Raw genomic sequence first — 12,852 nt, forward strand, 5'->3', positions numbered from 1 at the left:
CGTGCCAGACGGTGATGCGCGAACGGGCAAATACGAAAAGAAATCGTAGGATGGGCAAAGCGCAGCATGCCCACCATCTCACGGCGTGCTTGGAATGGTGGGCACGCTGCGCTTTGCCCACCCTACGAATCCGGCGATTGCGGCGTCACGAATAGGGGTCGATCAGCTTCCGCTGCTCGGCGCTGTGGTCGACCAGCATATCGATGAAGGTCCTGACCTTCGCCGATAGATGATGGCGGTGCGGATAGACCGCGTTCAGCGAAAGCTCGACGGGCCGGTATTCCGGCAGCAGGCGGACCAGCCGTCCGGCTTCGAGATCGCCGTGAACCAGGAAGCCTGCAGCGAGGCAAATGCCGACCCCCTGCAGCGCAGCCATGCGCAGGGCCTCGCCGCTGTTGGTGATGAACCGACCGGACACCTTCACCGAAGCCGGCGCGCCGCAGCGGTCGATGAACCGCCACTCGTCCTGGTACGGATAATTCGCATGGCGGACGCAATCGCGCTCGCTGAGCTCGGCAAGCTCATGCACCGTGCCGTGCCGCTCGAGATAGTCCTGCGAGCAGCATAGCACGTGGCGCCAGGTGGCGAGGCTGCGCACGATCAGGCTCGAATCCGGCGGCAGGACCATGCGCACGGCGACGTCAAAGCCCTCGTCGATCATGTCGACCGTGCGCTCGCCCATCGAGAGATCGACCCTGACCTCCGGATAGGTCTTCAGCAATTCGGCGACGACGGGCGCGACATACGGCACCGTGTGGGTATGGGTATAGACGCGCAACGTGCCTCGCGGCGTCGAATGCAGCGCGCCGGCGATGTCATCGGCCTGCTCGATATCGGCGAGGATCTGCACACAGCGGTCGTAATAGGTGCGCCCCACCTCGGTGAGACTCACTTTTCGCGTGGTGCGGTTGAGCAGACGCACGCCGAGCCGGTCTTCCAGCGCCTGGACGTGGTTGCTGACCATGGTCGTGGACATGTTGAGGCGGCGCCCGGCGGCCGAAAAGCCGCCGCTATCCACTACCCGGACAAAGGCCGTCAGGCTGGTCAACCGGTCCATAAGCGAGTTCCCGATTGTTTGCTCTCACTGGATAATCCTTCCAGTTTTCGCCGGATTATCACAGCGCTGGAGACATCGCATCTACCCCACGGATTTGGCGCCCTCCTGCGTGAGGAGGCGCGCCTAAACGCATGCGGGGTAGCCATGTCGACGACATCCTATGTCACTGATACAAAAGAAAAAATAAGCCTGCGCCCGTCGCGGCTGGCGATCAGGCGGGCGGTATTGGCGCTGGCTGCCGTGCTCGGCATCGCCGGCATTGCCGATTTCGGCTACGACTACCTCACCACCGGCCGCTACCTCGAATCGACCGATGACGCTTATGTGAAGGCCGATTCCACGATCGTCTCGCCAAAGGTCTCCGGGTACATCGCGCAGGTGCTGGTCGGCGACAACCAGCCGGTCAAGGCCGGGCAGTTGCTGGCCGAAATCGACGACCGCGATTTCCGCGCCGCGCTCGCCCAGGCCCACGCCGATGTCGATGCCTCCGAGGCCGCGGTGCGCAACCTCGATGCGCAGCTCGCGCTGCAGCAGCCGATCATCGAGCAAGGAACGGCCGACGTCGCCGCCGCCGAAGCCAATCTGAAATTCGCGCAGGAAGAGCAGGCTCGTTACGAGGGGCTGATGAAGACCGGCTCCGGCACGGTGCAGCGCGCGCAGCAAACTGATGCCGCGCTTCGTGCCAGCAACGCGCAATTGCAGCACTCCAGATCCGGCCTGCTCGCCGCCCAGCGCAAGGTCGATGTGCTCACCACCGAACGCGCCAAGGCAGTCGCACAGCTCGACCGTGCCCGTGCGATGGAGCAGCAGGCATCGCTGAACCTCAGCTATACGCGCATCACCGCGCCGGTCGATGGCACCGTCGGCGCGCGCTCGCTGCGGGTCGGACAGTATGTGCAGGCCGGCACGCAGTTGATGGCGGTCGTGCCGCTCGACGCCGTCTATGTCGTCGCCAACTTCAAGGAGACGCAGCTCACGAATGTGCGCAACGGCCAGCCGGTCGAAGTCGAGATCGACAGTTTCCGCGGCACCAAGCTGCGCGGCCATGTCGACAGCCTGTCGCCCGCGAGCGGGCTCGAATTCGCGCTACTGCCGCCGGACAACGCGACCGGCAACTTCACCAAGATCGTGCAGCGCGTGCCGGTCAAGATCGTGCTCGATGATATCAGGCTGAAGGGCCTGTTGCGCCCGGGCATGTCCGCGGTGCCGACCGTCGACACCAAGGCCACCGTGCTGGCCGAGCGCGAAGCCAAAAGCCGGCTCGCCTCCGGCGCCGCGCATCCGAACGGGGGCTAGCGGTGAGTTCATCATGCGCTAGCGGACGAGACTAATGACTACGCTACAGCCCACGCTCGACGCCGCGTCCTCCGCGGATCTCAGCCCAAAACCCGCCGCCGCACCGTCCATCCCCGCAAAAATCTGGATCGCGGTGGTTGGCGCCAACCTTGGCGCCTTCATGGCGGTGCTCAACATCCAGATCGTCAACGCCTCGCTGGCGGACATCCAGGGCGCGATCGGCGCCGGCATCGATGACGGCGGCTGGATCTCGACCTCCTATCTGGTCGCCGAGATCGTGGTGATCCCCTTGAGCAGCTGGCTCGCGCAGGTGTTCTCGATCCGCCGCTATCTCCTGACCAATGCTGTGCTGTTCCTCGTCTTCTCGGCGGCCTGCGCGCTGGCACACGACCTGCCGCAGATGATCGTGCTGCGCGCCGTGCAGGGTTTCACCGGCGGCGTGCTGATCCCGATGGCGTTCACCTTGATCATCACGCTGCTGCCGAAGGCGAAGCAGCCGGTCGGGCTCGCGCTGTTCGCGCTGTCGGCGACATTTGCTCCCGCCATCGGCCCGACCATCGGCGGCTATCTCACCGAGAACTGGGGCTGGCAGTACATCTTCTATGTCAACCTGGTGCCCGGCGCGATCATGGTCGGCATGCTCTATTTCTCGCTGGAAGCGAAGCCGATGAAGCTCTCGCTTCTGCGCGAGGGCGACTGGCCAGGGATCCTCACCATGGCGATCGGCCTATCCGCACTGCAGACCGTGCTGGAAGAAGGCAACAAGGACGACTGGTTCGGCTCGCCCTTCATCGTCCGCCTCTCCGTCATCGCGGCGGTGGCGCTTGTGGCTTTCATCGTGATCGAGCTGACCACGAACAAGCCGCTGCTCAACCTGCGCCTGCTGCTCCGCCGCAACTTCGGCTTCGGCATGCTGGCTAATTTCCTGCTTGGCACCGCGCTCTACGGCTCGGTGTTCATCCTGCCGCAATATCTGGCACGGATTCAGGGCTACAATGCCGAGCAGATCGGCATGGTGCTGGCATGGACGGGGCTGCCGCAGCTCGCGCTCATCCCGTTGGTGCCGCGCCTTATGCAGCGCTTCGACCCACGCATCATCATCGGGGTCGGATTCACGCTATTCGCGGCCTCGAATTTCATGAACATCTACATGACCAATGACTATGCCACCGACCAGTTGTTCTGGCCCAACATCGTGCGCGCGATCGGCCAGGCGCTGGTGATGGCGCCGCTGTCGGCGGTCGCGACCGCGGGCATCGAGGCAGAGAATGCCGGCTCGGCATCGGGGCTTTTTAACATGATGCGCAATCTCGGCGGCGCCGTCGGCATCGCGCTATTGCAGACGCTCTTGACCAAACGCGAGCAGTATCACTCCAACGTGCTGATGCAGTCGGTCTCGCTGCTGGAGCAGGCGACCCGCACGCGGATCGAGCAGCTCACGCAATATTTCATGAGCCATGGCGTCGCCGACCATGCCGACGCGACGCACCGCGCCATCGTCGCGGTCGGCAGGATCGTGCAGAAGCAGGCCTATATTCTAGCTTTCAGCGACACCTTCTACGTGATGGGCGTTGCACTGATCGTCGCCCTGTTCGCCGCGGCGCTGCTGAAGAAGCCGGGCGCACTTGCCGGCGGTGGCGCGCATTAGACTAGGACCAGCTCTCCACCGTCATGCCCCGCGAAGGCGGGCATCCAGTAACCGGCGGCTTCTCGATCCAGCACTGACGTCTCTGGAATACTGGATCGCCCGCCTTCGCGGGCGATGACATCGGAGTCTGGGCAGCGGAGCGCCTACACCGCCGTCGCCTTGGCGAATTCGACATAGATCTCGCGCAGGCGGTCCGTCATCGGACCGGGCTTGCCATTGCCGACCTTCTTGCCGTCGATGGCGACCACCCCTTGCACGAACAGGCTGGCGCTGGTGATGAAGGCTTCCTTGGCGGCCAGCGCTTCCTCGATCGAGAACGCACGCTCCTCGACCCGGAGCTGGCGCTCCTCGGCGAGCGCCACCACGGCCTTGCGGGTGCAGCCGGGCAGGATTTCGCTGCCGTTCTGCCGGGTCACGATGACGTCGTCCTGGGTCAGGATGAAGGCGGAGGACGAGCCGCCCTCGGTGACCTTGCCGTCCTCGATCATCCAGGCCTCGCCGGCGCCGGCTTCGGCGGCCGCCTGCTTGGCCAGCACCTGGGCGAGCAGCGCCACGCTCTTGATGTCGCGCCGCTCCCAGCGGATGTCAGGCACGGTGATCACGTTGATGCCAGTCCTGGCCGAGGGCGCGCCGACGATGTCCTTCTCGGAGGTGAACATCACCAGCGTCGGCTTCACCCCCTTGGGAAAAGCAAAATCGCGGCCGGTATCGGCGCCGCGGGTCACCTCCAGATAGACCATGCCGTTGACGAGCTTGTTGCGCGCCACCAGCTCCTTCTGGATTTCCTGGATCCGCGCAATGGTTTCCGGCAGTTCCAGCCTGATCTCGCCGACCGAGCGCTCCAGCCGCGCCAGATGCGAGGCGTTGTCGACCAGCTTACCGTCGAGCACGGCGGCCACCTCGTAGATCCCATCGGCGAACAGGAAGCCACGGTCGAGGACCGACACTTTGGCCTCCGAAAGGGGCACATAGGAGCCGTTGACGTAAGCGATCTTTTCCAAGCGAAGTCTCCCCGGACGTAGTGATGCGACCAGGTTTTCTATACGCAATTCGCTGATGCCGATAGACCTTCCGTCCCAACTCTCTCGCCGTCATTCCGGGGCGCGCGAAGCGCGAACCCGGAATGACAGCGGGGGGCTAATGCTGCAAAATCTTCGACAGAAACTTCTGCGCGCGGTCGCTGCGCGGCTTGCCGAAGAAATCGGCCTTCAACGCATCTTCGACGATCTCGCCCTGGTCCATGAAGATCACGCGATGGGCGACCTTGCTGGCAAAGCCCATTTCGTGGGTGACGACCATCATGGTCATGCCCTCGCGCGCGAGATCGACCATCACGTCGAGCACTTCGCTGATCATTTCCGGATCGAGCGCCGAGGTCGGCTCGTCGAACAGCATCGCGACGGGGTCCATCGCCAGCGCCCGCGCGATCGCGACGCGCTGCTGCTGCCCGCCCGAAAGCTCCGCCGGATATTTCTTCGCATGCTCCTTCAGCCCGACGCGATCGAGCAACTTCACGGCCTTTGCCACTGCCTCGTCGTGTTTGCGGCCCAGCACCTTCTCCTGCGCCAGGCAGAGATTGTCGATGATCCGCAAATGCGGAAACAGTTCGAAGTGCTGGAACACCATGCCGACGCGCGCGCGCAGTTTCGGCAGGTTGGTCTTGGGATCGTTGACCTTGATGCCGTCAAGGATGATCTCGCCGCCCTGAATCGGCTCCAGCGCGTTGACGCATTTGATCAGCGTCGACTTGCCCGATCCGGAGGGGCCACAGACCACCACGACCTCGCCCTTGGCGACGCTGGTGGTGCAGTCCTTGAGCACCTGGAAGGTCGGCCCGTACCATTTGTCGACGTGACGAAGTTCGATCATGCGATTGGTTACCTGACGATGGCGATGCGCGCCTGGAGGCGGCGGACGCCGAAGGAGGCAAGACAGGAGATGGTGAAATAGACCACTGCCGCGAACAGATACATCTCGACCAGCCGGCCGTCGCGCTGCGCCACCTTGCTGGCGGCGCCGAGGAAATCCGGGATCGACAGCACGTAGACCAGCGAGGTGTCCTGGAACAGCACGATGGTCTGGGTGAGCAGCACCGGCAGCATGTTGCGGAACGCCTGCGGCAGCACGACGTAGCGCATGCTCTGCGCGTAGGTCAGGCCGAGCGCGCTTGCCGCCGCCGGCTGGCCGCGCGAGATCGACTGGATTCCGGCGCGCATGATCTCGGAGAAATAGGCGGCCTCGAACATGATGAAGGTGATGAGCGAGGAGGCGAACGCGCCGACGCTGATCGGGCGCGACGCGCCGGTCAGCCACTGCCCGATATAGGGCACCAGGAAGTAGAACCAGAAGATCACGAGCACCAGCGGCAGCGAGCGCATGAAGTCGACATAGAGCCCGGCGATGCGGCCGAGCAGCTGGAAGCCGGACAAGCGCATCAGCGCGATCAGCGTGCCGAACACCAATCCACCCAGCGCCGACAGCGCCGTCAGCGTCAGCGTGAACGTCATGCCGTCGACGAAGAGATAGGGCAGCGAGCGGCGGATGACATCGAAATCGAAGCTGCCGAGCATGCTATTTCCCCGCGATATAGCCGGGGATCGCGACCTTGCGTTCCAGGAAGCGCATGCCGGTGACGACGACGATATTGACCAGGAGATACATGATGGTCGCGGCCGTGAAGGCCTCGAACACCTGGAACGAGAATTCCTGCATCGCGCGCGCCTGCCCGGTCAATTCGATCAGCCCGATGGTGATCGCCACGGCCGTGTTCTTCACGGTGTTGAGGAATTCGGAGGTCAGCGGCGGCAGGATGATCCGATAGGCCATCGGCAATAGCACGTAGCGATAGGTCTGTGCCGTCGTCAGCCCGAGCGCGGTCGCCGCCTGCTTCTGCCCCCGCGGCAGCGAGGCAATACCGGCGGCAAGCTGCACGGCAACGCGCGCCGACATGAACAGCCCGACCCCGATCGAGGCCGTCCAGAACGGCGCATTCGGCATTTGCTTCAGCCACAGCCCCGCCGCGCGCGGCAACAGTTCCGGCAGCACGAAGAACCACAGGAAGAGCTGCACCAGCAGCGGCATGTTGCGGAAGAATTCGACATAACAGAAGCCGATCCAGCCCGCGACCTTCGACGGCAGCGTGCGCAGCACGCCGACCACCGAGCCGAACACCAGCGCGATGATCCAGGCCATGAGCGCGGTCTTGATCGTCAGCGCCAACCCTGACAGCAGCATGTCGAGATAGGTGCCGCTGCCGGTCGGATTCGGCTCGAAGAAGATCTGCCAGTTCCAGTGGTAGTTCAAAGCTCCCCCGTTCCGCTATACGTCCGCCCCGCCCATGCAATGGCCGGGCCACCTGAGATGGCCGAGTCCCTGCCTGTCCCTCATCCCGAAGCTCTCACTCCTCATCCTGGGGAGCGGCGTCTTCGCCGCGTCTCGAAGGATGAGGCCACGGTGGGGCCTCATGGTTCGGACGGCGCAAGAGCGCCTCCTCACCATGAGGGTCTAGAGCTACGTCTACTTATACGAATCCGGATCCGGCGAGTCCGACGGCTTGGCGAACTCGTTCTTCAGCTCGGCCGAGATCGGCGTATTCAGGTTCAGCCCCTTCGGGGGGACCTTCTGCGTGAACCACTTGTCGTAGATCTTCTGGCCCTCGCCGCCGGTGTAGAGCGCGGCGGTTGCCGCATCGACCACCTTCTTGAAGGCCGGATCGTCCTTGCGCAGCATGATGCCGTACGGCTCGGGCTTCGAGAATGCGTCCTTCGAGATGACGTAGTCGTCCGGCGCCTTCGACCCCGCAACCAGGCTTGCGAGCAGGATATCGTCCATCACGAAGGCGACCGCGCGGTCGGTCTCGACCATCAGGAATGCTTCCGCATGGTCCTTGGCCGGGATGATGTTGACGTTCAGCCCGCGCGCGGCATTGGCCTCGGTGAGCTGCTTGATGTTGGTGGTGCCGGCGGTTGACACCACGGGCTTGCCCTTGAGATCGTCGATCGAATTGATCTTGCTCGACTTCTTCGAGACGTAGCGGCTCGCGGTGAGGAAATGGGTGTTGGTGAAGGAAATCTGCTTCTGCCGCTCGGCATTATTGGTGGTCGAACCGCATTCGAGATCGATGGTGCCGTTGGCGAGCAGCGGGATGCGGGTCGATGACGTCACCGGGTTGAGCTTCACCTCGAGCTTGTCGAGCTTCAGTTCCTTTTTCACGGCGTCGACGATCTTGTAGCAGATGTCCATCGCGTAGCCGATCGGCTTCTGGTTGTCGTCGAGATAGGAGAAGGGGATCGAGGAGTCGCGGTGGCCGAGCGTGATCGTGCCGGTCTCCTTGATGTTCTTCAACGTCCCCGTCAGCTCCTGGGCGCCGGCCTCAGCCGCGCCGAGCGCGGTGGCGAGCGCGAAGCCGATCGAAAGAAGGCGTTTCATGCGTGGTCTCCTCGGTTGGATAGGTTCGATTGTGTCAGAATGTCTGTCAGCCGGCGCAACGTGGCCGCGACACGGCTCTGGATGTCTCGCTCATCGCAAAATGACCGAGCTTCGCCATCGTCGTAACTCTTGCGCCCCCTGTTGCCGCAGCTATCAGCCCATGTCCCCGGCGTGCAAAGGAAATCATACTCGTAGGCGAGAAAATAGAGCGGGCATACTTTAGTCTCGATTGTCTCCCGTCCCGCCCGCAGAGGTTGCCCCCACCTGCCGGCATTCGCGCCCGCGGGCCGCCGCTCCAATTCCGCAGCTCGGCATACCACGGTAGGCGAATTGTCGCACGTGCCGTTTCATCCGGCGGCATCGACAAACCTTCCCCCCAACACGCTTTTCTTCTGTTTCGTTTTCAGGAAAGATCGCCGCATCAAAGAGAAAACAAATCCGGCCCGGCCAACGGGACCGCAGAGGGAGTTGTAGATGCCTCGTTACAGTCGTTTGATGCTTGCAGTCGCGGCCATCGGGATGCTGATGGCGACTTCCGCCACCGCCCAGGAATATCCGACAAAACCAATCACGCTGATCGTGCCGTGGCCGGCAGGAGGATCGACCGACATCTCGATGCGCGCCATCGCCGACAGCGCCTCGAAGATCCTGGGCCAGCCGATCGCGATCGACAACAAGGCCGGCGGCGGCGGCACGGTCGGCCCGGCCACCATGGCGGCCGCCGCGAAGCCGGACGGCTACACCATCGCGCAGATTCCGATCACCGTGTTCCGCCTGCCCTTGATGCAGGAAGTGTCCTGGGATCCGGCCAAGGATTTCAGCTATATCGTCCACCTCACCGGCTACACCTTTGGCGTCACGACCAGCGCCGAAGGTCCGTTCAAGACCTGGCAGGACGTGATCGATTTTGCCAAGAAGAATCCCGGCAAGGTCACCTATGCGACGCCGGGCGCCGGCACCTCGCTGCATATCGGCATGGAGCAGATCGCGGCTCTGGCCGGCATCAAGCTGACGCAGGTGCCGTTCAAGGGCGGCGCGGAGACCAATGCCGCGGTGCTCGGCCAGCACACTATGCTGCAAGCGGATTCCACCGGCTGGCGGCCGCTGGTCGATGCCGGAAAACTGCGCCTGTTGATGGTGTGGACCGGCGCGCGCTCGCCGAACTATCCCGACGTGCCGACGCTGAAGGAGCTCGGCTATTCCATGGTCTATGACTCCCCGTTCGGCATCGCCGGGCCGAAGGGCATGGATCCCAAGATCGTGGCCAAGCTGCACGACGCCTTCAAGCAGGCGATCGAGGACCCGGCCGTGATCGCAACGCTCGCCAAATACGACATGGTGCCGAACTACAAGAACACCGAGGACTACAAGAAATTCGTCGTCGAGGTCACCGCGTCAGAGCGCAAGGTGATCGAGTCGCTCGGTCTCGCGAAGAAGACGAACTAGCCCCTCGCACAGGGCAACGCCGGTGGCAGCGCGAGCATCTGGACGCACGACATGAGCAACGACGCGAACGTAAAATTCCGCCTCAGCAATTCCGAGCTCTGGGGCGGGCTGATTGGCTTGGCCTTCGGCGGCTTTGTGATCTGGTCGGGTGTGAGGCTCAAGCTCGGCACCATCAACGATCCCGGTTCCGGCTACGTGCTGTTCTACACCGGCATCCTGATCTGCCTGTTCGCTCTCACGATCATTGTCTCTGCCGTCACCGAAGGCGGGCCGACTTTGGCCTCGCGCTGGGAGAACACGCGCTGGAGCAAGCCGCTTCTGATCATCGCCTGCCTCACATTGTTCTCGTTCGCGCTCGACACGTTCGGCTTTCTGCTGTCGGCGATTCCGCTGATGGTGCTGCTGCTCCGTGTGATCGATCCCGTGCGATGGTCGTTGACCATTCCGCTGTCGATCATGTCCCCGCTCGGCATGTGGTGGGTGCTCAAGCATCTGCTTGGCATTCAACTGCCTTCGGGCGTATTCGAGATCGGCTGAGCGCGCCCATGGAAACAATCCTGAACGTCGCCCACGGGTTCGGCGTCGCGCTTCTGCCGGTCAACCTGCTCTATTGCTTCATCGGCGTCTTCATCGGCACCCTGGTCGGCGTGCTGCCCGGCATCGGCCCGATCTCGGCGATGTCGCTGCTGTTGCCGGTGACGCTGTCGGGCACGCCGGAATCCGGCATCATCATGATGGCCGGCATCTATTACGGCTCGATGTATGGCGGCTCCACCACCTCGATCCTGGTCAACATCCCCGGCGAAGCCGCCTCCGTCGTCACCTGCATCGACGGCCACGAGATGGCCAAGCAGGGCCGCGCCGGCCCCGCGCTCGGCATTTCCGCATTCGGCTCGTTCATCGCCGGCACGTTTGCCCTGATCGCGCTGATGCTGGTCGCGCCAAAGCTCGCCAGCGTCGCGATCGCATTCGGTCCGGCCGAATATTTCTCGCTGATGGTGCTGGGACTGGTGGTCCTGACCTTCCTGACGCAGGGATCGATGGCCAAGGCGCTGCTGATGGCCTGCATCGGCGTCGTGCTCGGACTGGTCGGACTCGACAGCATCACCGCGATGCCGCGGCTGACGTTCGGCCGCGTGGAGCTGATCGACGGCATCGGGCTCGTGCCTGTTGTGATGGGGCTGTTCGGCATCGCCGAAGTGCTGCTCAACACCGAGCAGGCGATCAAGCGCGACGTCATCAACACCAAAATCACGCACCTTCTGCCGAACAAAGCGGACTGGAAGGCCAGCGCCGGACCCGTGTCGCGCGGGACGATCCTTGGATTCTTCCTCGGCATCCTGCCGGGCGGCGGCGCGGTCGTCGCCTCGTTTGCATCCTACGCACTGGAGAAGCGCCTTTCCAAGACGCCGGAGCGGTTCGGCAAGGGCGCCATCGAGGGCGTCGCCGGCCCGGAATCGGCGAACAATGCTGCCGCCGGTGGCGCCTTCATTCCGCTGATGACGCTCGGCATCCCGCCGAACGTGGTGATGGCGCTGTTGCTCGGCGCTTTCGTGATTCACGGCCTGCAACCGGGCCCGCTCCTGATCACGCAGAACCCCGGACTGTTCTGGGGCATCGTCGCCAGCATGTATATCGGCAACCTGATGCTGCTCGTGCTCAACCTGCCGATGATCGGGATGTGGGTGCAGCTCTTGAAATTGCCATATAACGTCCTGTTCCCGCTGATCATCCTGTTCACGATCATCGGCGTCTATTGCTCCAGCAACAATGTCTTCGATGTCTATGTGATGATCGCCTTCGGCGTGATCGGCTATTTCATGCGTAAGCTCGGCTACGAGCCGGCGCCGCTGGTGCTCGCCTTCGTGCTCGGCCCGATGCTGGAAAACAATCTGCGCAAGTCGCTGATCCTGTCGCAAGGCGACCTGATGACCTTCGTGCAGCGGCCGATCTCGGCGGCATGTCTGGCGCTGGCGGTGGTGCTGCTGATCGGGCCACTGCTGCCAGCGCTGCGCAGGAAACGCGAGTTGGTCGCGCTGGATGAGGGCGCGTGAGCTCCACAGGGCCCAACCAATCGTGATCGCCTTCAAATGTAGCCAAGTATGTCTCCACTGAAACACAACTGCAATCGGAGCTCCCCAGCATCCACCGACGCATCGGTTGTACCAGGTGGAGTTCACGAGCTATGTCCCCAAGGTTCGACGGCAAGGTGGTCATCGTCACCGGCGCTGGAAGCGGTATCGGCGCGGCGACCGCACGCCGATTTCATGAGGAAGGAGCGACCGTCGTATTGAACGGACGCCGAGCGTCCAAATTGCAGGACGTCGCCGCAACCTTGACAGCCGATCGCTGCATGATCCGGCCGGCTGATGTCTCCAACGCGAATGCGGTTGAAGACCTCGTCACCGATGTCGTCCGCAGACTCGGCAAGATCGACATTGTCGTCAACAATGCCGGAACGGCAACTGCCGGCGCTTTCCTCGATCTGCCCACCCAGGGTTGGCGTGAGGTCTTCGCGGTCAACGTCGATGGGGTCCTCAACGTAACGCGGGCGACGCTTGCTCATCTTATCGAGAGCAAAGGCTCGATCATCAACGTGTCATCCATTTCGGGACTTGGCGGCGACCGCGGGCTCAGCTTTTACAACGCCACGAAAGGCGCGGTCAGCAACCTCACGCGGAGTCTGGCTCTCGAATTTGCCGAGAAGGGAGTACGCATCAATGCGGTCTGCCCAGGCACCATATTCACCGACCTGACGATGCGCGTCTTCGAACGCTTCCCTGACGTGCTTCAACGGCTACAAGAACGCATTCCCCTGGGACGGGCAGCCCAGCCGGAAGAAGTTGCTGGTGTCATCGCGTTTCTTGCCAGTGATGATGCGAGCTTTGTAAATGGCGTAAACCTGGTGATCGATGGCGGCGTCAGCGTATCGACGGGCTCGGCATCCTTCATATAGACCGTCCTATGCAGAACCCGC

General features: G+C 63.0%; 12 protein-coding genes. 6 read left to right on the top strand and 6 right to left on the bottom strand.

The window, feature by feature from the left end; genetic code table 11:
- Positions 1–145 precede the first annotated feature (145 nt).
- The gene (locus ACZYOF_RS21915; RefSeq protein ID WP_463717078.1) at positions 146–1,057 is read right to left on the bottom strand and encodes a LysR family transcriptional regulator; all 912 of its coding nucleotides are present in this window, start codon (positions 1,055–1,057) and stop codon (positions 146–148) included.
- 144 nt (positions 1,058–1,201) lie between these two features.
- On the opposite strand from ACZYOF_RS21915, the gene ACZYOF_RS21920 reads away from it, so the two are divergent.
- Both ACZYOF_RS21920 and ACZYOF_RS21925 read left to right on the top strand, forming a co-directional pair.
- On the top strand, positions 1,202–2,353 hold the full coding sequence (locus tag ACZYOF_RS21920) for an HlyD family secretion protein (RefSeq protein WP_463717079.1): 1,152 nt from the start codon (positions 1,202–1,204) through the stop codon (positions 2,351–2,353).
- 34 nt (positions 2,354–2,387) lie between these two features.
- Positions 2,388–4,001 (top strand): MDR family MFS transporter, encoded by a 1,614-nt coding sequence (locus ACZYOF_RS21925; RefSeq protein ID WP_463717080.1) that lies wholly within the window; start codon positions 2,388–2,390, stop codon positions 3,999–4,001.
- Between the two features lie 143 nt (positions 4,002–4,144).
- On the opposite strand, the gene ACZYOF_RS21930 is transcribed toward ACZYOF_RS21925, so the two are convergent.
- From ACZYOF_RS21930 to ACZYOF_RS21950, 5 genes are all read right to left on the bottom strand, one after another.
- Positions 4,145–5,002, bottom strand: a complete 858-nt coding sequence (locus ACZYOF_RS21930) for a D-amino-acid transaminase (protein WP_130584108.1) — start codon at positions 5,000–5,002, stop codon at positions 4,145–4,147.
- Positions 5,003–5,138: 136 nt separating this feature from the next.
- Complete coding sequence (locus ACZYOF_RS21935; protein WP_463717081.1) at positions 5,139–5,870, bottom strand: amino acid ABC transporter ATP-binding protein; 732 nt, start codon at positions 5,868–5,870, stop codon at positions 5,139–5,141.
- A gap of 8 nt (positions 5,871–5,878) precedes the next feature.
- Positions 5,879–6,571: an amino acid ABC transporter permease gene (locus tag ACZYOF_RS21940; protein ID WP_463717082.1), complete on the bottom strand. Its 693-nt coding sequence runs from the start codon at positions 6,569–6,571 to the stop codon at positions 5,879–5,881.
- 1 nt (position 6,572) lies between these two features.
- Positions 6,573–7,304: an amino acid ABC transporter permease gene (locus ACZYOF_RS21945; protein WP_130584105.1), complete on the bottom strand. Its 732-nt coding sequence runs from the start codon at positions 7,302–7,304 to the stop codon at positions 6,573–6,575.
- A 213-nt stretch (positions 7,305–7,517) separates the two neighbouring features.
- On the bottom strand, positions 7,518–8,429 hold the full coding sequence (locus tag ACZYOF_RS21950) for an amino acid ABC transporter substrate-binding protein (protein WP_394567511.1): 912 nt from the start codon (positions 8,427–8,429) through the stop codon (positions 7,518–7,520).
- Between the two features lie 474 nt (positions 8,430–8,903).
- Between ACZYOF_RS21950 and ACZYOF_RS21955 the strand changes: the two genes are divergently transcribed.
- The 4 genes from ACZYOF_RS21955 to budC all read left to right on the top strand — a co-directional run bounded on the left by ACZYOF_RS21955 (position 8,904) and on the right by budC (position 12,831).
- Complete coding sequence (locus tag ACZYOF_RS21955; protein ID WP_463717083.1) at positions 8,904–9,875, top strand: tripartite tricarboxylate transporter substrate binding protein; 972 nt, start codon at positions 8,904–8,906, stop codon at positions 9,873–9,875.
- 51 nt (positions 9,876–9,926) lie between these two features.
- Positions 9,927–10,412, top strand: a complete 486-nt coding sequence (locus tag ACZYOF_RS21960; RefSeq protein WP_282528995.1) for a tripartite tricarboxylate transporter TctB family protein — start codon at positions 9,927–9,929, stop codon at positions 10,410–10,412.
- A gap of 8 nt (positions 10,413–10,420) precedes the next feature.
- On the top strand, positions 10,421–11,929 hold the full coding sequence (locus tag ACZYOF_RS21965) for a tripartite tricarboxylate transporter permease (RefSeq protein ID WP_463717084.1): 1,509 nt from the start codon (positions 10,421–10,423) through the stop codon (positions 11,927–11,929).
- A 131-nt stretch (positions 11,930–12,060) separates the two neighbouring features.
- Complete coding sequence (budC, locus tag ACZYOF_RS21970) at positions 12,061–12,831, top strand: meso-2,3-butanediol dehydrogenase (RefSeq protein ID WP_282528993.1); 771 nt, start codon at positions 12,061–12,063, stop codon at positions 12,829–12,831.
- Positions 12,832–12,852 lie beyond the last annotated feature (21 nt).

The organism is Bradyrhizobium sp. LeoA1Lang (genome assembly GCF_055413685.1).